This window comes from Stenotrophomonas sp. STEN056 (assembly GCF_056759635.1).
Genome location: NZ_JBRRDL010000025.1, coordinates 35,055 through 57,531 on the forward strand (window position 1 = coordinate 35,055; position 22,477 = coordinate 57,531).

Sequence of the window (22,477 nt, forward strand, 5' to 3'; positions counted from 1 at the left end):
GCAGGCGACGGCTCATGCATCCTCCGTGACGCGCAGCACTTCTTCCAGCGTGGTTTCACCACGCAATGCCTTGACGATGCCGTCTTCGTACATGGTGCGCATGCCGGCTGCACGCGCCAGCTGCTCGATCTCGCCCATGCCGGCCTTGCGCATCACCGCGTTGCGCAGTTCGTCGTTCATCACCAGGAATTCAACAATGGTGGTGCGGCCCTTGTAGCCGGTGGGCGCAGCCGCGGAGGGCTGCGGCCGATACAGGTGAATGTCGCCCTGCGGCTGGTAGCGGCGCAGGTTGAAGCGTTCAATTTCCTCGGCCGAAGCGGGGTAACGCTGTGCATGCGTCGGTTCCAGCTTACGCACCAGGCGCTGGGCGAGGATGCCGTTGATGGTGGACGTGAGCAGGTAGTCTTCCACACCCATGTCCAGCAGGCGGGTGATGCCGCCGGCGGCGTTGTTGGTATGCAGGGTGGACAGCACCAGGTGGCCGGTGAGTGCGGACTGGATGGCGATGCGTGCGGTTTCCAGGTCGCGCATTTCGCCGATCATGATGATGTCCGGGTCCTGACGCACGATGCTGCGCAGCGCGTTGGCAAAATCCAGCCCGATCTGCGGCTTGGCCTGGATCTGGTTGATGCCTTCGAGCTGGTACTCAACCGGATCCTCGACGGTGATGATCTTCACCTTGTCGGTATTGAGCTGACTGAGCGCGGTGTACAGCGTGGTGGTCTTGCCCGAGCCGGTGGGGCCGGTGACCAGCAGGATGCCGTGCGGCTGGTTGAGCACCTTGCGAAACTGCGGCAGGAAATCCTCGGAGAAACCCAGCCGCTGGAAATCAAACACCACTGCCTCGCGGTCGAGCAGGCGCATCACCACGCTCTCGCCGTGCGCGGTAGGCATTGTGCTGACACGCAGATCCAGCTCCTTGCCCTGCACGCGCAGCATGATGCGCCCATCCTGCGGCAGGCGACGTTCGGCGATGTTGAGTTTGCCCATGATCTTGATGCGGCTGATCACCGCGGCGGTGAGGTTCACCGGCGGGCTTTCGCCATCAATCAACACACCATCGACGCGATAACGCACCTTGAGGCGGTTCTCGAACGGCTCGATGTGGATATCCGACGCACGCAGTTCCACCGCGCGTTGAATCAGCAGGTTCACCAGGCGGATGACCGGCGCTTCGGAAGCCAGGTCACGCAGATGCTCGATGTCATCCAGCGGCACGGCTTCGCCATCGGCCGATTCCAGAATGGTGCCCATCGCGCTGCGGCCCTGGCCGTGCCAGCGCTCGATCACTTCATCTATCTCACTGCGCAGGCCAATGACCGGCGCCACATCACAGCCGGTGGCCAGGGCGATGGCATTGCGTGCGTAGTCATCCTGCGGATCGGCCATCCACAGGCGGATGCGCCCTTGCTGCTCGCCCAGCGGCAACACCAGAAACTGCTTCAGAAAACGCAGCGGCACCGGCTCGGCGCCTTCCACCAGCTCCGGTGGCTGCTCGGGCAGTTCGCGGGCCGGCAGCAGGCGCAGGCCCAGTACCTTTGCGCAGGCTTCGGCGTGGTCGCGCTCGGACACCAGCCCCAGCCGGGCCAACAGCACCAGCAGATCGCCACCGGATTCCAGGTGCAACTGCCGGGCACGCAGCAGGTCGGCCTCCTTGAGCCGGCCCTGCGCGAGCAGCTCGGCAACGACGCTGTCGGCGGGCGTGGGCGCTTGTTGGACGTGGTGGGCTGCCGCGTTCACGCAATCCTCCTGTAGGTGCAGGAACTTTAGCAGTTCGGCCCTGCCATTCGGGGCATCACGTCGGACGGATATGCCGTCATTGCGCCCTGCGCATGGGTGCGCCAGCGAAGGCCGGCGGCAAGGCCTTTACTGTGCATCGGCGTGACATCAATACGGGTACATCCTCGCGGGTACACGACAGCGGCAGGGATGAGACCCAGGCACCGCGTGGCGGTGCTGCACACACGCCAGGCGTGGCCCCTCAAAAACACAGAACCCCGGCATGGCCGGGGTTCTGTGCTGCTACGGTAGATCGCTTACTGGCGGGCCACCAGGCTCACGCCCGAGTAAGAGGCCGCTCCAACCAGCTTGACGTAGTACGTGCCTGCCTTCGGCGTGGTGAAGCGCACGGTCTCGCTGTTGCCGGCACGGGTGGAATGCGCGTCGGAGGCTGCGGCGGTCGGCTCCTTGTCGTGGCTTACATACAACGACACGTTGCCGGTGCCACCGTAGGTCATGAAGGTCAGCACCTTGCCGGCTTCGGCCTCGAAGCTGTACAGCACTTCGTTGCCGGCGCTGCCCGCCAGGCCGGTGACGGCCACCTTGTTGACCAACGGCGTGGCAACCGGGCCGCACTCTTCCACGTTCGGATCGCACGGCGGCGTGGTGGCCTTGTCCAGCGCGGCCTTGATGTCCAGGATGCCGACACCGATCGGCGTCGCGGCCGGGATCGCCACCGGGAACGGCTTGACCGTGGACTTGAGCAGGTCGCGCATCTGCACCCAGGTCAGTGGCGTATCCACCACGCTCTGTACCATCGCCGCCGCAGCAGCCACATGCGGCGATGCCATCGACGTGCCGACCATGCCCATCGGCGCCCACTCGTTGGTCGGGCCCTGCGTGCCACGGTTGATCACCTGGAAGATCCAGCCGTTGTTGCCCGACTCGGCATTGCCGCCCGGCGCGGACAGGTCCACGCGCGGCCCGTAGTTGGAGTAGTACGTCTTGCCACCGTTGAAGCCGGTGGCACCCACCGAGATGACGTTGTTGCACGAGGACATCGTGTAGCTGCCGGCATTGGCATTGTCGTTGCCGGCCGCCACCACGATGATGCTGCCGCGGCTGATGGCCTGGTCAATCGCCTCCTGGTAGAGCGCCGGGCAACTTGCCGGCGAACCACTGCCCAGGCTCATGTTGATGACTTCGGCCGGGTTCGGGTTGGCCGGCAGGCCCGGCACGGTGCCACCGGAGGCCCAGATGATGCCGTCGGAGATGTCACTGCCGAAGCCACCGCACGAGCCCAGCACACGCACCGGCATCACCTTCGACTTGAAGGCCAGGCCGGCCATGTTCACGCCGTTGTTGGTCTCCTGCGCGACGGTGCCCGCGACATGGCTGCCATGCCAGGAACTGGTGTCGGCCGCGTGCTGGTCACCCGTGGCCCAGCCGGTGCAGTAGTTGGCTTCCACCCAGTCACCGATGTCCCAGCCACCTGCGACACGGTCATCGGTATCGCGACGTGAAATGCGCTTGTCGCTGATCATGTCGTAACCGGGGATGACATTGTTCTGCAGATCCGGGTTGCCCTGGGTGATGCCGGTATCGATCACCGCCACCACCACGCCATCACCCTGCGAGATATCCCATGCCTCGGTCGCATTCACGCCACTGAGTGCGTTGTAGAAGTTCCACTGCGCGAAGGTCTGCGGATCATTCGGGGTGAAGCTCGGTGATTCGGTGCCCATGTGGTGGTACAGACGATCGACCTCCACGCTTTCCACGGCCGGATTGGCCTTCATCTCACTGATGAACTGGGCTGACTCGGCGGTATCGAGCGAACGTGAGGTCTTGACCACCGCCCAGCCCGGGCTGCCCATGCGACGCAGCAGCGCGGCGCTGGCGGCCGGACGCGCGGCCGAGCGCCCCATGGCCGGCACCGCACGGTTCAAACCGGCGCGGGCGGCAGCGGCACTGATGCCCTGGTTGGCCCTGGCCGCATCACGCAGCTCGCTGGAACCGGCACGGTACTTGACGATGAAGCGGTAGCCACCTTCACCCGCAGCGGGCGCAGAGCTGAGCGGGCGCGTGGGCAGGCTGCCGGCAGTTGCCGCTGTCGCCATGGGAACGCCAATTGAAGCCATCAGCACGACACCTGCCACTGCCATTCCAAGCTTGGTCTTCTTCTTCATGTTCGATCTCTCGTCTGGTGGTACAGGGATGGAACTCCATTGCTGCATTGCCTTGCCGTCCTGGCTCGCACCGGATGCATCGGGGGATGACACCGGCGGTGGTCACGAACCTGGATGCCCCCGCCGCAGCGGACGGGGGCAAAACCTTGCCGTGGTTACCAGCCGAAGCCGGCACCGACACCTACCGAGCTGTCATCACTGCTGAACGCGCCACCGAAGGTGACGGTTGCACGGTCACTGATGGCACGCTGGTAACCCAGCGACAGCGCCGACTCGCCGCTCTGGAAACCGACACCCACGCCCACGCGGTTCTGGGTGCGGACGCCAGCGGCGCTGGTGGCCATGTTCAACATCGCCGCATTCATGGCGCCCTGCCGGTCGATACGGCGGTCAACATTGCGCAGGCGGTTGTCCATGTCATTGCGCAGGCCGCTGAAGCTGTCAGTCAGGCTGCTCATCTTGCTGTCGGTGTAGCTGTTGGCCGAGGCCACGCCCTGGTCCAGCTGGGCCTTGTTGACGGCATCGGTTGCCTGGGTGCCGGCGGCGACGTTGGTGATCTGACGCTCGTTGCCACTGCTGCCGACGGACACCGTATTGGCCCGGTTGGCTACCGAACCCTGGCCCAATGCCACCGCACCCTGTGCGGTGACGCTGGCGCCCTGGCCGATGGCCGTACCCGAAGCCGCACTGACCGACGCACTCTCACCCACGGCCACCGCGTTGGTTGCTGCTGCGGTGATGTGCGTGTTGGCACCTACTGCGGTGCTGCCATCGGCATCAACGCGGGCATTGCTGCCCAATGCGGTGTCGTTCGGGCCATGCGCATAGCTGTTGGCACCGGCTGCGGTACCCGTGGCGTGGTTGGCCTTGGCCTGGTCACCCAACGCTGCACCGCCGGTGCTCGCAAGGGTTCCGGTGTCGGTCGTGCCGGCAGGCGAACGCGGTCCGTTGCCGTTTCCGTTTCCGTTGCCGTTTCCGTTTCCGTTTCCGTTTCCGTTTCCGTTTCCGTTTCCGTTTCCGGCGATGCGGGTGTTGATCGAGCTGACCTGCTGGTCAAGTGCATTCAATGCAGCACCGACGTTGTTGTAGCTGCTGCCCTGGATCACATACGTCGGTGCGACGAACACACCCTGCATGCCGATGCCCGCGCCGCCGCCCAGGAAGCTGGCCATATTGCCCAGCGACTGGAACAACTGCCCGCCGTTGATCGCCTGCATGCTGCCGGCGGCAATACTGCCGGCGGCCACATTGTCCAGCGTGGTGCCCTGCAAGCCGGACAAGGTCATCGTGCTGCGGCTGGCGTCGTCGTAGGTCACCGCATTGGCGGCAACGCCCTCCACTTCGCCGATGCGGCCGTCGATGTCGTTGACCCGTGTTTCCACCGCACCCACGCGCGTGTTGGTGACATGCAGTTGGCCGCCGGTGACTGCATCGCTGCTGCCTTCGGCCACGCGGCCGTTGGCAACATTGATGATGCGGCGCGTGGCCGGGCCGGTACCGCCGGCACCCGCGCCCACCGACACCACATTGGCTTCGGTGGCACGCGAACCTGCACCCAGCGCCACCGAGTTGGCACCGGACACGCCCGCACCGGAACCAATCGCCACACCGTTGATGCCATTGCTGGCGAATGCACCGTAGCCAACCGCCACGCCATTGACCGCGGTGATCGAGGTCTGCCGTCCCAAAGCGGTGCTGTTGGCCGCGCGCGCCGAAGCATCGGCACCCACCGCCGTCGCACCATTGGCGTTGGCCAGGCTGGCCGTACCCAGCGCGGTGCTGCGTTCGGCGCTGGCCGTTGCACCGGAACCCGCCGCCATGCTGTTGCTGCCGCTTGCGCTGGCGACGCCGTCACCACTGGCCTGGAAGTACTTGTTGGTTTCACCGGCCAGGTCTGCCACGGCATCGAGCTGGTTCTTGTTCACCGCGTCCGTGCCTTCGGTACCGGCGGCGACGTTGGTGATCTGCCGTTCGGCACCTGCGCTGCCCACCGACACGCTGTTGTCGCGGTCCGCGACAGAGCCTGCACCCAGCGCTACCGAATTGGTGCCGCTGGCTTCCGAGCCCATGCCTATGGCGGTGGTCTGCTGACCAACGGCCCATGCATTGGCACCCACCGCCGTTGCATCGTCACCGAATGCCCAACTGCCGCTGCCAATCGCCACCGCATTGGTGGCGCCGATACCGAAGAAGCCGAAGCCGGTTTCTGCGCCGTCACCAATCGCCAAACTGCCTGCACCGAGCGCAGAAGCGTTGCGGCCCACGGCGACGTTGCCGTCTTCATACGCGGCTGCGTTGAAGCCCACCGCGGTGGTGCCAACGCCTTCGGCCAAGCTCTGCGAGCCGGTCGCGGTGCTGTAGTTGCCCAACGCATTGGCCACGGCACCGTTGGCGGTGGATTGATCGCCGCTGGCCTGTGCGCCCACGCCGGTTGCAGTTGCCGCGAACCCGTCCGCGTTTGCGCTGGCACCCAGTGCGGTGCCGCCCACGCCCGCCGAGGTCGCGCCGGTCTCCACCGGAATGCCACCGACATTGATCAGCGGATCTCCGTTTTCATCAACAGCGTTGCCGCCAACTGCGACGGCACCCGGGCCGATGGCCTGTGCGTTCTGGCCGAAGGCGGCTGCATTCTGGCCAGCGGCGAGCGCGTTCATGCCGACGGCGGTTGCGCCATCAGCGATCGCGTTTGCACCGCCGCCGAACGCCGACGTGCCGTTACCAATCGCGTTGGCGGCTTCGCCGGAAGCGGTGGCGTTGTCGCCTTCGACATACGCACCGGCATCACTGTCCGCGCTGCCCGTGGCCTTGAAGTACTTGGCGACCTGCTGGCCTTCCTCGGCTACCGCAGCAACGTCATCGAGCTGTGCCTTGTTCACCGCGTCAGTGGCTTCGGTGCCGGCGGCGACGTTGGTGATCTGCCGTTCTGCACCCGCACTGCCGACCGACACGCTGTTGTCACGGTCCGCGACCGAGCCTGCACCCAGAGCAACCGAATTGGTGCCGCTGGCTTCCGAGCCCATGCCGATGGCGGTGGTCTGTTGACCAACGGCCCAGGCATTGGCGCCGACCGCCGTCGCATCATCACCGAATGCCCAGCTTCCGCTGCCGATGGCCACCGCATTGGTGGCGCCGATACCGAAGAAGCCGAAGCCGGTTTCCGCACCGTCACCGATGGCCAAGCTGCCTGCACCGAGCGCGGAAGCATTGCGACCCACGGCAACGTTGCCGTCTTCGTACGCGGCGGCGTTGAAGCCGACCGCGGTGGTGCCCGCGCCTTCGGCCAGGCTCTGCGAGCCGGTCGCGGTGCTGTAGTTGCCCAGCGCATTGGCCACGGCACCGTTGGCGGTGGATTGATCACCACTGGCCTGTGCGCCCACGCCGGTTGCAGTTGCGGCAAAGCCATCTGCGTTTGCACTGGCACCCAGTGCGGTGCCGCCCACGCCCGCCGAGGTCGCCCCGGTTTCCACCGGAATGCCACCGACGTTGATCAGCGGATCACCGTTTTCATCCACGGCATTGCCGCCAACTGCGACGGCACCCGGGCCGATGGCCTGTGCGTTCTGGCCAAAGGCCGCTGCATTCTGCCCGGCTGCGAGTGCGTTCATGCCGACGGCGGTTGCACCATCAGCGATCGCGTTTGCACCGCCGCCGAACGCCGACGCGCCGTTGCCAATCGCGTTGGCGGCTTCACCGGAAGCGGTAGCGTTGTCGCCTTCCACGTACGCGCCGGCATCACTGTCCGCACTGCCCGTGGCCTTGAAGTACTTGGCGACCTGCTGGCCCTCTTCGGCCACCGCCGCAACGTCATCGAGCTGTGCCTTGTTCACTGCGTCAGTGGCTTCGGTGCCGGCCGCGACGTTGGTGATTTGCCGTTCGGCACCTGCACTGCCGACCGACACGCTGTTGTCGCGGTCCGCGACCGAGCCTGCACCCAGCGCAACCGAATTGGTGCCGCTGGCTTCCGAGCCCATGCCGACAGCGGTGGTCTGCTGACCAACGGCCCAGGCATTGGCACCGACCGCCGTTGCATCGTCATCGAATGCCCAGCTGCCGCTGCCGATGGCCACCGCATTGGTGGCACCGATGCCGAAGAAGCCGAAGCCGGTTTCCGCGCCATCACCAATCGCCAAGCTGCCTGCACCGAGCGCGGAAGCGTTGCGGCCCACGGCGACGTTGCCGTCTTCATACGCGGCTGCGTTGAAGCCGACCGCCGTGGTGCCCGCACCTTCGGCCAGGCTCTGCGAGCCGGTGGCGGTGCTGTAGTTGCCCAGTGCATTTGCGACTGCGCCACTGGCGGTGGATTGATCGCCGCTGGCCTGTGCGCCCACGCCGGTTGCAGTGGCGGCAAAGCCATCTGCGTTTGCGCTCGCGCCCAGTGCGGTGCCGCCCACGCCCGCCGAGGTCGCGCCGGTTTCCACCGGAATGCCACCGACGTTGATCAGCGGGTCACCGTTTTCATCCACAGCATTACCGCCGACCGCGACGGCACCCGGGCCGATGGCCTGTGCGTTCTGGCCGAAGGCCGCTGCGTTCTGCCCGGCTGCGAGCGCGTTCATGCCGACTGCGGTTGCGCCATCGGCGATCGCGTTTGCACCGCTGCCGAACGCCGACGTGCCGTTACCAATCGCGTTGGCGGCTTCACCTGAAGCGGTGGCGTTGTCGCCTTCGACATACGCACCGGCATCACTGTCGGCACTGCCCGTGGCCTTGAAGTACTTGCTGGTGGTTTCTGCCACCGTCGCCACTTCATTCAACTGGTTTTTGTTGACCGCGTCGGTGCCTTCGGTACCGGCAGCCACATGGGTGATCTGGCGCTCGGCACCGTCACTGCCCACCGACACGCTGTCGGCACGGTCGGCAACCGAGTTCGCACCCAGGGCCACGCTGTTGGCAGCGACTGCTTCGGAGTTTGCACCCAGCGCGGTGCTGTCCACGCCGCGGCTGGTGCTGTAGAAGCCAACCGCAGTGCTGTTGGCGCCGCTGGCCCAGCTTTCCGCACCCAATGCGCTGGCGTTGTCGCCCGGCGCGTAGGCAAAGAAGCCGATGGCCGTTGCCTCGGTTCCCGATGCTTCACTCAATGCACCAGAAGCCAACGCGTAATCGCCCGATGCGATAGCCCCAGCACCGACCGCGGTGGAGGTTTCACCGCTGGCCTGGGTGTCCACAAAAAAGCCAAGGCCCGGAATCAGATCCGCCGGGCCACCGATGGCAACGCTGCTGGTGCCGGTTGCCGCACTCTGCGTGCCCACTGCGGTGCTGTAGTCGCCGACCGCACTGGCCACCGCACCAAACGCGGCCGATTGCGCGCCACCCGCGAACGCACCCACGCCGGTCGCAGTGGCAGCGAAACCGTCCGCACTGGCGCTGGCGCCCAGAGCGGTGCCACCAACGCCGGCGCTGGTGGCGCCGGTATCCACCGGCACACCGCCCGAGGTGATCAACGGATTGCCATCAGCATCTACCGCGTTGCCGCCGACCGCGACGGCCGCCGGGCCGGTGGCCTGCGCGTTCTGGCCGATAGCTGCACTGTTCTGGCCTGCTGCGAGCGCGTTCATGCCAACGGCAGTTGCGCCATCAGCCACGGCATTGGCACCGCCGCCGAACGCCGACGCGCCGTTACCAATCGCGTTGGCGGCTTCGCCGGAAGCGGTGGCGTTGTCGCCTTCCACGTACGCACCGGCATCACTGTCGGCACTGCCTGTGGCCTTGAAGTACTTGGCGACCTGCTGGCCTTCCTCGGCCACCGCCGCAACATCATCGAGCTGCGCCTTGTTCACTGCATCGGTGGCTTCGGTGCCGGCCGCAACATTGGTGATCTGCCGTTCGGCACCCGTACTGCCGACGGACACGCTGTTATCGCGGTCCGCGACCGAGCCTGCACCCAGCGCAACCGAATTGGTGCCGCTGGCTTCCGAGCCCATGCCCACGGCAGTGGTCTGCTGACCGAAGGCCCAGGCATTGGCGCCCACCGCCGTCGCATCGTCACCGAACGCCCAGCTGCCGCTGCCGATGGCCACCGCATTGGTGGCACCGATACCGAAGAAGCCGAAGCCAGTTTCCGCACCGTCACCAATCGCCAAGCTGCCTGCACCCAGCGCGGAAGCGTTGCGACCCACGGCGACGTTGCCGTCTTCATACGCGGCGGCGTTGAAGCCCACCGCGGTGGTGCCAACGCCTTCGGCCAGGCTCTGCGAGCCGGTGGCGGTGCTGTAGTTGCCCAGTGCATTGGCCACCGCACCGTTGGCGGTGGATTGATCGCCGCTGGCCTGTGCGCCCACGCCGGTTGCAGTTGCTGCGAACCCGTCCGCGTTTGCGCTGGCACCAAGTGCGGTGCCGCCCACACCGGCCGATGTCGCCCCGGTTTCCACCGGAATACCACCGACGTTGATCAGCGGATCGCCGTTTTCATCCACGGCATTGCCCCCGACCGCAACGGCACCCGGGCCGACGGCCTGCGCGTTCTGGCCGAAGGCCGCTGCGTTCTGGCCTGCGGCGAGTGCGTTCATGCCAACGGCAGTTGCACCATCAGCGATCGCGTTTGCACCGCTACCGAACGCCGACGTGCCGTTACCAATCGCGTTGGCGGCTTCGCCGGAAGCGGTGGCGTTGTCGCCTTCCACGTACGCGCCGGCATCGCTGTCCGCACTGCCTGTGGCCTTGAAGTACTTGCTGGTGGTTTCTGCCACCGTCGCCACTTCATTCAACTGGTTTTTGTTGACCGCGTCGGTGCCTTCGGTACCGGCAGCCACATTGGTGATCTGCCGCTCGGCATCGACATCGCCCACGGACACCGTGTTCTCACGCGCGGCCCAGGAGTTGGTGCCGATGGCGACGCTGTTGGCTGCCTCGGCAACTGCATTGGCACCGAGTGCAACGCTGTTTTCCGCGTCGGCCCAGCTGTTGAAGCCGATCGCCGTGGTCTGGTCGGCCACCGCCCATGCGCCGTTACCGAATGCAGACGCCCCCGTGCCCGTGGCCTGGGTGCTGATCAGCCCGCCAAAGGTGGTGCCGCCGACGGCGGTGGATTCTTCACCCGAAGCGATGGCCGATTCGCCCACTGCCGTGGTGCTGGTGCCTGCCGCCGCAGCGCCAAGGCCCATCGCGACGCCGTAGTCGCCGCTTGCCTCTGCGCCATAACCCACGGCCGATGCCAGATCACCGGAGGCAACGCTGTAGCTGCCGATTGCGGTGGTGCCACGGCCCGAGGCCTCCGCGCGAAAACCATTCGCCAGCGCCTGCAGTCCTGCGGCATTGGACTGCGCACCCTGTGCGGTAGCGAACACACCGGAGGCTTCGGCACCCGCGCCCAGCGCGGTGCTGTCATCGCCACTGGCCACGCTCGATGCGCCCACTGCCGTCGCGTTCTCGGCATCCGCCAGGGCGCTGTCGCCGACCACCAGGCTGTTGTTGCCGGTCGCGATGCTGTTGCTGCCAACGGCCGTGGCGTTGTCACCCACGACGAGGTTGGAGAAGCCGATCGCGTTGCTGTTCTGCCCTTCCACCTGGTTGAAATTGCCCACCGCCGAGCTGTTCTCGCCGTTGGCGGTATTCACGTAACCCAGTGCGCTGGCGTAGTCGCCGGCGGCGACGTTGTAACTGCCCACCGCGACACTTTCCGCACCGCTGGCCACCGAGCCCACACCCGCGGCCGTAGCGCCGGCACCACTGGCCTGTGCGTCGTCGCTGCCGTCAGCGGCACCGTTGGCCTTGAAGTAACGCCCAGCCAGCAGCGCCCCTTCAGCGGCGGCATTGAGTTGATCCAGGTTGACCGCATCGGTGCCCTGGGTGCCTGCGGCGACGTTGCTGATCTGGCGTTCGCTGCCTACCGCGCCCACCGATACCGTGTTCGCACGCAACGCGACCGAATTGGCGCCCAGCGCCACACTGTTGTCGCCCGATGCCACGGTTGCAGCACCGATGGCCACGGCGTTGTTGCCGCTGGCCTGTGCATCGCCGGCAATGGCGCAATCCACCAGCGTCGTACTGCCGAGCACCATGCACTGCGCAGACCCACCCACCTCCAGCGATTGGGCCAGCGCCAGCGGCGTCACCGCACCTGCCCCCAATCCCACGACAATGGCCAGCGACAAGGTCCGCAATCGGCATGAGGGCGCGTGGCGCTCATCAACGGTCGCCCCCGGTGAGCCGGATGTGGCCAGTTCCGAGGCCACCACCAGCTGTCCCAATGCCTTGTTCCACACCTTGCGATAAATCCGATTCATCGTCACTGCTCCATGAAGTGGGCTGGGTTTTCTTTGCCGCGCAGGAAAGCGCCATCACCGGGCTGAACAGGCCCAACGATCCCCCTGAGGTGTTTTTGATCCCGCTTCCCGGGCATGCCGGGCACGTGAGGCTCACGCCTGTCGTGGCACTCCCTTGCGATCCATACGCATGGGTTTGCTACAGGATGGTTTGAGTGTTGAACGACCGTTCATCCAGCGTCAAGCATTTGACGTAGGGGGGTCGTTTTGTGAAGTGACCCACAAAATCAATGTTTTCGCGCCGGCCAATTTTGAGAAAGCTCTTATGAAACAAGCCGATGTACCCCTGAAACGCCAAGACAGCCAGCGTTCTGCAGCATCACGCACGGCAGATGAAGAAAAAGCCCGTAAGCCTTGGCCTGCGGGCTTTTCACTGCTTTTTTTGGTTTCAACGGAAATTTTTTCGACTGCACCTATTCAGCAGCTCGATTCTTTTGCGCTGCGCAATAGTCGCCCCGCCGAGGGCCCCGGCGGGGAAGTCTTCCCGGACCGATCGGAGCCAGGTGGAAGATGCCGATACACGCCGCCCTCGACGCCTGTTCAGCAAGGCCGGCATGTTCAATCACCAACCAAAACCCGCCCCTATGCCGATGGCGCTGTCATCGCCACCGAAAGCGCCCCCGAACGTCAGCGTGGCACGCTCACTCAGCGCACGTTGATAGCCAATCGACAGCGCCGATTCACCGCCCTGGAAGCCGATGCCCACGCCAAGGCGATTCTCCGTGCCGATTCCCGCCATGCTGCTGGCCATGTTCAACATCGCTGCGTGCATCGCACCCTGCCGGTCGATGCGACGGTCCACACGACGCAACCGCTCGCCCAGGTCGCTGCGCAGGTAATTGAAACGGTCCTGCAGGCCTGCGAATGTGCTGTCGGTATAGGCGTTTGCCGCCGCGATACCGCCGTCCAACTGCGCCTTGTTGACCGCATCGGTAGCCTGGGTACCCGCCGCGACATGGGTGATCTGCCGCTCGTGGCCGGCACTGCCAACCGACACGCTGTTGGCACGCTCAGCGATGGCGTTCTGCCCTATCGCCACGGCGCCTTTGGCACTCACGCGCGCGCCTGACCCAATCGCCGTGCCGCCGCTGGCGCTGACCTGCGCACCCTCGCCCACCGCAACCCCACCGTCGGCGCCGGCACTGATGCGTGTGTTGGCACCGATGGCCGTTCCGTCATCGGCCAACACAACCGCATTGCTGCCCAATGCAGTTCCGTTGTTGCCTGACACCTGCGCACCGCGGCCGATGCCGACACCGGATTCGCTCAGTGCCGCAGCGCCCTGCCCCAACACCACACCGCCGCCGGCATTGCCCCCGTTTCCACCTTCGGCAAAACGGCGATTGAGCGCAGCCACCTGTGCATCCAGCGCCATCAGCGCATCGCCAACGTTGCCGTAGCGTGCGCCCTGGATGACATAGCTTGGCGCGGCAAACATGCCCTGCATGCCAAGCGCAGCACCACCGCCGAGCAGGCTCGCCATCGAGCCCAGTGCGTCGTACAACTGCCCTCCATTTACCGCCTGTCTGCTGCCTGCGCTGAGGGCGCCTGCAGCGACGTTGTTCACCGTGGTTCCCTGCGCCCCGGACAGCGTCAGCGCATTGCGGCCCGCGTCATCGTAAGTCACCGCGTTGATGGCGGTGCCTTCCACATTCCTGATCCGCGCGTCGATGTCGCTCACGCGGCTTTCCACCGCGCCCAGCCTCTGGTTGCTGGCATGCAGTTGGCGGCCGGTAACCGCATCGGAGCTGTCCTCGGTCAATCGGCCCTCGGCCACATTCACGACGCGGCGCGCAACCGGGCCATCGCTGCCATCACCGCCGCCGACGGAGACCACATCGGCTTCAAGCGCCCGGGCGCCACTGCCCAGTGCCACGGAGTTGATGCCGCTGGCCAGCGCACGGTTTCCGGCAGATACGCTGCCATCAGCCGATGCCACGCTGTTGCTGCCAACGGCTATGGCGTTGTTGCCTGCCACCACATTGGCAACGCCGAACGCACTGCTGTTCTGGCCAGCGACATGATTGCGGTTGCCCAATGCCGAGCTGTTCACACCGCTGGCGACATTCTGGAAACCCACGGCGCTGGCATGCTCACCCGCGGCCACGGTGTGACTGCCCAGCGCGACGCTTTCCGCACCACTGGCCAACGACGCCACACCCGCGGCCATCGCATTGGCACCACTGGCCTGCGCATCATCGCTGCCGTCGGCGGCACCATTGGCTTTCACGTAACGCCCCGCCGCGCCAACGGTACCGACCACCGCATCCAACTGCGCCTTGTTCACCGCATCGGTGGCCTGCGTGCCCGCAGCCACATTGATGAGCTGCCGTTCCGCATTGACCGCGCCGATGGACACGGCGTTGGCGCGGTCGGCTACCGAGCCTGTTCCCAGCGCGACGCTGCTGTCAGCTACAGCGATGGCACGCCGTCCAACAGCCATTGCTGCAACACCGGATGCGAGCGCATCGTCACTGCCATCAGCAACACCATCGGTATGCAGATAGTGACCGGCAGCACCGGCCGCCAGACTGGCCGCATCCAACTGCGCCTTGTTCACCGCATCGGTGGCCTGCGTACCCGCAGCCACGTTGATGAGTTGCCGCTCTGCATTGACCGCGCCGATGGACACGGCGTTGGCGCGGTCGGCCACCGAGCCTGTTCCCAGCGCGACGCTGCCGTCGGCCACGGCGATGGCGCTGCGGCCGATGGCGGTAGCGCCTGTTCCGTTAGCCACTGCGTCATCACTGCCGTCAGCAAGGCCGTCGGATCGGAAGTAGCGAACCGCTGCTTCTGCAGCATCGGAAGCGGCACCGGATGCCGCAGCAGCCACCGCATCCAACTGCGCCTTATTCACCGCATCGGTGGCCTGTGTACCCGCAGCCACATTGACGAGTTGCCGCTCTGCATTGACCGCGCCGATGGACACGGCGTTGGTGCGGTCGGCCACCGAGCCTGTTCCCAGCGCGACGCTGCTGTCAGCTGCAGCGATGGCACGCCGTCCAACAGCCATTGCTGCAACACCGGATGCGAGCGCATCGTCACTGCCATCAGCAACACCATCGGTATGCAGATAGTGACCGGCAGCACCGGCCGCCAGACTGGCCGCATCCAACTGCGCCTTGTTCACCGCATCGGTCGCCTGCGTACCCGCAGCCACATTGACGAGTTGCCGTTCTGCATTGACCGCACCAATGGACACGGCGTTGGCGCGATCCGCTACTGCTCCCGTTCCCAGCGCCACACTACTGTCGGCTACCGCGATGGCATTGCGGCCGATGGCAGTGGCGCCTGTTCCGCTGGCCACCGCATCATCACTGCCGTCAGCAAGACCGTCGGATCGGAAGTAGCGAACCGCTGTTTCCGCTGCGTCGGATGCAGCACCGGATGCCGCAGTAGCCACCGCATCCAACTGCGCCTTGTTCACCGCATCGGTGGCCTGGGTGCCCGCAGCCACATTGATGAGTTGCCGCTCTGCATTGACCGCGCCAATGGACACGGCGTTGGCGCGGTCGGCTACCGAGCCTGTTCCCAGCGCGACGCTGGCGTCGGCCACGGCGATGGCGCTGCGGCCGATGGCGGTAGCGCCTGCCCCACTGGCAACTGCGTCATCACTGCCATCGGCGGCACCGTCGGATCGGAAGTAGCGCACCGCTGTTTGAGCGGCGTCGGATGCTGCATCGGATGCCGCAGCAGCCACCGCATCCAACTGTCCCTTGTTCACCGCATCGGTGGCCTGCGTACCCGCAGCCACGTTGACGAGTTGCCGCTCTGCATTGACCGCGCCGATGGACACGGCGTTGGCGCGATCCGCCACTGCTCCCGTTCCCAGCGCCACACTACTGTCGGCTGCCGCGATGGCATTGCGACCGATGGCAGTAGCGCCCACTCCTCTCGCTACTGCATCATCACTGCCGTCAGCGGGACCGTCGGATCGGAAGTAACGAACCGCTGTTTCAGCGGCGTCGGATGCAGCACCGGATGCCGCAGTAGCCACCGCATCCAACTGTGCCTTGTTCACCGCATCGGTGGCCTGCGTGCCCGCAGCCACGTTGACGAGTTGCCGTTCTGCATTGACCGCGCCGATGGACACGGCGTTGGCACGATCGGCCATCGAACCTGTTCCCAGCGCGATGCTACCGTCGGCCAACGCGATTGCGCTGCGGCCTATCGCCACGGCGCCGTCGCCTATCGCCGTTGCATCATCGCTGCCATCGGCGAATCCTTCGGAGCTGAAATGACGAATGGCCGCGCGCGCGGTGTCGGCCACTGCATCGAGCTGCGCCTTGTTCACTGCATCCGTCACCTGCGTTCCTGCCGCAACATTGATGATCTGCCGCTCGGCATTCACCGCACCTACCGACACCGCATTGGCACGCTCGGCCAGCGAGCCCGCACCCAGCGCCACGGCATTGGCGGCCGACACCATTGCCGCCGACCCCAGCGCCACAGCGTTGTCTGCATCGGCCACAGCACCATCACCGGCAACCAGACCATTGTTTCCGGTGGCCCTGCTGTTGCTGCCAATCGCTACGGAACTGCGGCCTTCCACGTTGTTGGAATAGCCGAAAGCGCTGCTGTTTTCGCCTTCAACCTGATTCAATGCGCCCATTGCCGAGCTGTTCACAGCACTGGCAGTGTTCATGTAACCCACCGCACTTGCGTAGTCTTCAGTGGCCGCGTTGTAGCTCCCCAACGCGGTACTCTCCGCACCCGTGGCCTGTGAACCCACGCCAGCAGCACTGGCGCCCAGGCCACTGGCCTTTGCCTGGTCGCTGCCGTCACCGACGCCGTTGGCCTGGAAGTAGCTCATCGCCAGATCCAGCTGCTCCACGTTCACCGCATCCGTTGCCTCCACGCCGGCGGCAACATTGATGATCTGCCGCTCGTTACCCAGACGGCCAACCGAGACTGTATTGGCGCGATCGGCCACCGCGTGGGCGCCCAGCGCGACACTGTTTTCAGCACCGGCCAAACTGAAGGTGCCAATGGCCACGGCATTGATGCCGCTGGCGTTGGCCGTTCCCACCTCGGCACAGTTCACCCGCGGCGCATTGGGAATGAAACTGGAAAAGCACTGCGCAACACCGCCAACGCCAACCGATTGTGCCCGCACCTCTGGTGGCACGGGCAACAGCAGTCCACATGCCAGCATGGGAGGCAGTGCCCGCAGCAATGTTCCTGCATGCGTTGCCGCAGCATCCGCACCGTTCCCCGGCGCAGGCCGGGCATAGACCGGCGCCACCTTCCCCTGCCCCAGGATCCGATTCCACACCTTGCGGAAATTGCGGTTCATGGCACGACTCCAGCGAGGCTGGATTCCCGGTCACCAACAAGCGCGAACACATTGGCTGCAGCGCCCAGGAATGCTTGCCGCATCTCAATGGATGGCTGCACCTGTCTTTCGTCCGACAGGCGTGGCTGGAGTGTTGGAAGGCCGCCTCGCCGACGTCAAGTTGTTCGTCATCAGGTACAGAGACGCCGGTACAGTTGGAGGCCTTGGGCTTGAGCGCCGTGCGTAGCAGGTAAACCCAGGCAGGGCGGTGCTGTTGAGAGCAGACCAGGTAGAGCACTGGACTGCCCGCCAACGGTTTCAATAAAAAACCCCCGCAGGTACTGGCCTGCGGGGCTCTTCAAAGTTGGTTGAATGCAGTGCAAACGCGGAACGAAACATCTGTTCAACAGCGGCCGGCAGAGGGCGTTCCCTACACCACCTCTCACGCAAACCCGGGGCGTTGCACACCGCCTGCATTGGAGAAAACGAAGAAACGAATCCCGGCATGGCCGGGATTCAAGGAGGCTGAAAACCGCAACCTATTGACGGGCCACCAGAGTCACGTCGCCATAGCCTGTCTTACCTATCAGCGTCACGAAGTATGTGCCAGTTTTGGGGGCGGTGAAGCGGATGGTTTCGCTGTTGCCAACACGGGTTGACCTGGCATCGGAACTGCTCGTTGTCGGTATCTGGCCAAAGCTGACATACAGCGATACGTCACCCCAGCCGCCATACGTCATCACCGTCAGCACTTGTCCCGCCTTTGCTTCAAAACTGTAGCGCTTCTCGCTGCCCTCGCCGCCTGTCAGGCCCAAGACGTTCACCTTGTTGACCAGTGGCTTCGCGACCGGGCCGCAATCCTTCATCGCCGGGTCACAGGGTTCTGCGGTTGCCTTGGCCAACGCAGCGCCCACATCGAGAATGCCGGCACCGTTGCTGACCGGGATTGTCACCGGGAACAGGCGCGCAGTCTCGCTCAGCAAGTCACGCATCTGCTGCCAGGTCAACGGCGTCTTCACCACGCTCTGAACCATTGCCGCTGCCGCAGCTACATGCGGCGAGGCCATTGAAGTGCCAAACATGCCCCCCAGCTGCCAGTTTCCATCTCCTTCCAAGGGCCGGGTGGTTCCCTTGTTGATCACCTGCCAGATACCACCTCGGATATCGCTATCAGCCATATCTCCCGATGGCGCGGCAATATCCACGCGGGGGCCATAGTTGGAGGCGAGATATCGGCCGCCGGCGTAACGCGAACCACCCACCACGATCAGGTTTTTGCACGAACCCATGGTGTAGCTGTCAGCCATTCTATTGCTGTTGCCCGCTGCTGCCACGATGATGGCGCCCAGGCTGTTGGCCTTGTCGATGGCCTCCTGGTAACTGGCGGGACAGGTCTCCGGCTCCACACCTCCCAGGCTCATGTTGATGATTTCCGCCGGGTTGGGATTCTTTGGTATCCCTGGCACCTCACCACCGGCCGCCCAGACGATGGCGTCAACGATGTCACTGTCGAAACCACCACAGGAGCCAAGCACACGCACCGGCATCACCTTGGCTTTGTACGCCAGCCCCGCAACCCCATGGGCATTGTTGGTCACCTGAGCAACGGTGCCGCCCACATGCGTACCGTGCCAGCCGCTGGGCCTGGCCTCGTGCCACTTGGATGTGGCCCAGCCCGCGCAGTAGTTCGCTTCAACCCAGTCCCCCTCGTCCCAGCCACCCGGCACGCGCCCATCGCTGGCGCGTCGGGAAACACGCTTGTCGCTGATCATGTCGTAGCCGGGCAGTACGTTGTCCTGAAGGTCTGGATTACCACGGGCAAAGCCGGTGTCGAGCACCGCCACTACCACACCCTCGCCCTGCGAATGCACCCATCCCTGCGGCGCACGCACGCCACCTTCCGTACCGTGGAAATTCCACTGATATCGCTGGTAATCCGGATCATTCGGCGTAGCTGCCACGCGGCCGTCCACCATCGCAACCTTCATGCCGTCGATCTCGATGGATTCAACCGCAGGATCCGCCTTCATCTCATTCATGAAGGCCGCCGCTTCGGCTTTGTCCAATCGCCGTGAAGCACGGACGACATTCCAGCCTGGCAGGGACATGGATCGCTGAAAGCGCATCGCCACCGCAGCCCGCGCCGGCGATGCGGCACTGGCACGCACCATGCGATCAACGCCGGCGCGCGATGCCGCCTGCATGACTCCGCTGTTGATCCGTGTGTTATCGCGCCTTTCAACGGCACCGTCGCGGTACTTCACCACAAACCGATACGCGCCACCGTCATCGCCGCCAACGGACTGTTCGACTTCGCGCAACTCTCCACCCTGCGCAGAACCTGCCGTGCAGTCGGGGACGCCCGACACAGCCATCATCGCACTCGCCAATGCCACACCAAACTTGGTTCTTTTCATCTATTGGTCCTTGATCACAGGGTTGACTACCGACATGCATGACCTCCCCCCAGATGCCCAGCGAGCGGGGCGGCAACCAGGTGGAGAGGAGCTACAACGAGTTACCAGCCGAAGCCGGCGCCGATACCAATGGAGCTGTCGTCACTGCTGAAGGCTCCGCCCAGGGTGACCGTGGCGCGGTCACTGATGGCGCGCTGGTAGCCGATGGACAGCGCCGATTCCCCGCCCTGGAACCCCACACCCGCACCCAGGCGGTTTTGCGTGCGCAGGCCCGCAGCGCTGGTGGCCATGTTCAACATCGCCGCGCTCATCGCGCCCTGGCGGTCAAGGCGGCGATCGAAATGCCGCAGGCGCTTGTCCATGTCGGTACGCAAGCCGGCGAAGCTGTCGTTCAAGCCGCTGATCTGGCTGTCGGTGTAGGCATTGGCCGAGGCGATGCCCCCGTCCAGCTGGGCCTTGTTGACTGCATCGGTAGCCTGGGTTCCGGCGGCGACATTGGTGATCTGGCGTTCGGCACCAGCGCTGCCCACCGACACCGTGTTGGCGCGATCAGCAACCGCACCTTGGCCCAGGGCAACGGCGCCCTGCGCGGTGACGCTGGCGCCCTGGCCGATGGCCGTCCCTGCCGTGGCAGTCACCGAGGCACTCTCGCCCACGGCCACGGCGTTGTCCGCGATCTCCGCGATGTGTGCGTTGGCACCCACGGCCGTGCTGCCGTCAGCATTGACCCGGGCGTTGCTGCCTATTGCCGTGTCATTGACGCCAACCGCCAACGCGTCATGGCCGATACCCGTACCCTTCACATCCGGCGCGGTGGCACGGTCACCCAGCACCACGCCGCCGCCGGTCTTGCCATCGCCACCACCCGTCCCACCGCCGTTCTTGGCCAGGTAGTTGTTGATCGTGGTCACCTGTCCGTCCAGAGCGTGCAGTGCATCCCCCACGTTGTTGAAGCTGGTGCCCTGGATGACATAGGTCGGTGCCACGAACACACCCTGCATGCCCATTGCTGCACCGCCGCCCAGGATCGTGGCCATGGAACTCAGCGACTGGTACAGCTGACCGCCGTTGACCGCCTGCATGCTGCCCATGCCAACGCGGCCTTCGGCCACGTTGTCGAGCGTGGTGCCCTGCAGGCCGGACAGGGTGATCACATCGCGGTTGGTGTCGTCATACACCACCGCATTGGTGGTGACGCTTTCTATGGTGCCAAGGCGGCCATCCATCTCATTGACGCGGGTTTCCACCACGCCCACGCGCTGGTTGGTCACATGCAACTGGCCGCCATTGACTGCATCGGTGCTGCCTTCGGCAACACGGCCTGCGCCCACGTTGACGATGCGCCGCGTCACCGGCCCATCAGTGCCGTTGCCACCGCCCACCGACACCACGTTGGCCTCAAGCGCCCGCGATCCAGCTCCCAGGGCCACCGAGTTGGCACCGGAAACCCCGGCATTGGCACCGATGGCAATGCCATTGATGCCATTGCTGGCAAACGCGCCAAAACCCAGCGCCACGCCATTGGCAGCCGTGATCGCGGTATTGCGGCCCAGTGCCGTGCTGTTGGCAGCACGCGCCGAGGCCCCGGCACCCACCGCGGTGGCACCTGTCGCGCTGGCCACGCTGGACATGCCCATCGCGGTGCTGCGCTCACCACTGGCAGCCGCGGCTGCGCCGGCGGCCACGCTGTCGTCACCACTGGCCACTGCAGCGCCTTCACCCTTGGCTTGGAAGTACTGATTGGTGGTGCCCATGGCACTGGCCACCTGGTCCAGCTGCGCCTTGTTCACCGCATCGGTGTCCTCCGTACCGGCAGCGACGTTGGTGATCTGCCGCTCGGCACCGGCGCTGCCCACCGACACGGTATTGGCACGGCCGGCCACCGAATAGGCACCCAGGGCCACGGCATTGTTGGCATTGGCCTGCGCCGAAACGCCCAGCGCCATGCTCTGCTGTCCGCTGGCCCGGGCACGGTTGCCCAGCGCGACCGAGCCTTCTCCGATGGCCGCCGCATCCGCGCCCATGGCCATCGTGTTCCTGCCGGTGGCCTGTGCACCCACGCCCAGCGCAAGGCTGCTCTCGGCGTTGGCCACGCTTGATGTACCCACGGCTATCGCCAGGTCGGCGCCGGCCATTGCGCCATCCCCCGCCGCAAGGCTGGAGCTGCCCGATGCCACCGCGCTGCTGCCTATCGCGATGGCGTTGTCACCGCCGGCCACGTTGTGATTGCCCACCGCCGTACTCTTGGCACCGCTTGCCTGCGAGCCGACACCGGCCGCCATGGCGCCCTCACCACTGGCCACCGCATCGTCGCTGCCATCGGCCAGACCCTTGGCGCGGAAGTAGCGCTGCGTGCCATCGGCAATACCTGCCACCGCATCCAGCTGCGACTTGTTCACCGCATCGGTGTCTTCGGTACCGGCGGCGACATTGGTGATCTGGCGCTCGGCACCGGCCTTGCCCACCGACACGGTGTTGGCACGATCAGCTACCGAATCCGCACCAAGGGCAATGCTGCTGTCGGCATCAGCTTGTGCGCCGGCACCCATGGCCACGCTGCGCTCACCGTTTGCAGCACTGGAAGCACCGGCTGCCAACGCATAGTCCGCGCCTGCA

General features: G+C 65.3%; 6 protein-coding genes and 1 pseudogene. All 7 read right to left on the reverse strand.

What is annotated here, in order from left to right; translation table 11 throughout:
- Positions 1-12 precede the first annotated feature (12 nt).
- A complete protein-coding gene (gene gspE / locus ACVOLO_RS13355; protein WP_481570804.1) occupies positions 13-1,677 on the reverse strand; it encodes a type II secretion system ATPase GspE in 1,665 nt (554 codons plus the stop codon).
- Between the two features lie 359 nt (positions 1,678-2,036).
- Positions 2,037-3,908 carry a S8 family peptidase gene (locus ACVOLO_RS13360; protein ID WP_481570799.1) on the reverse strand — a complete coding sequence of 624 codons (1,872 nt, stop codon included), beginning with the start codon at positions 3,906-3,908 and terminating at the stop codon, positions 2,037-2,039.
- A gap of 155 nt (positions 3,909-4,063) precedes the next feature.
- Complete coding sequence (locus ACVOLO_RS13365; protein WP_481570800.1) at positions 4,064-12,130, reverse strand: ESPR-type extended signal peptide-containing protein; 8,067 nt, start codon at positions 12,128-12,130, stop codon at positions 4,064-4,066.
- Between the two features lie 601 nt (positions 12,131-12,731).
- Entirely contained in the window at positions 12,732-14,222 is a 1,491-nt protein-coding gene (locus tag ACVOLO_RS13370) for a YadA family autotransporter adhesin (protein WP_481570805.1), read from the reverse strand.
- Positions 14,208-17,465: pseudogene (locus tag ACVOLO_RS13375) on the reverse strand (hypothetical protein); the annotation flags it as partial. The gene ACVOLO_RS13370 and the pseudogene ACVOLO_RS13375, both read right to left, overlap by 15 nt.
- 518 nt (positions 17,466-17,983) lie before the next feature.
- Positions 17,984-19,861 (reverse strand): S8 family serine peptidase, encoded by a 1,878-nt coding sequence (locus tag ACVOLO_RS13380; protein ID WP_481570801.1) that lies wholly within the window; start codon positions 19,859-19,861, stop codon positions 17,984-17,986.
- A gap of 101 nt (positions 19,862-19,962) precedes the next feature.
- A partial coding sequence (locus ACVOLO_RS13385; protein ID WP_481570802.1) for a YadA family autotransporter adhesin occupies positions 19,963-22,477 on the reverse strand: 2,515 nt, incomplete at its 5' end.

Excerpts from the sequence above, each read along its gene's own strand:
- ACVOLO_RS13380 (WP_481570801.1), bottom strand. The coding sequence starts at position 19,861 with ATGAAAAGAACCAAGTTTGGTGTGGCATTGGCGAGTGCGATGATGGCT.
- ACVOLO_RS13360 (WP_481570799.1), bottom strand. The coding sequence starts at position 3,908 with ATGAAGAAGAAGACCAAGCTTGGAATGGCAGTGGCAGGTGTCGTGCTG.
- ACVOLO_RS13365 (WP_481570800.1), bottom strand. The coding sequence starts at position 12,130 with ATGAATCGGATTTATCGCAAGGTGTGGAACAAGGCATTGGGACAGCTG.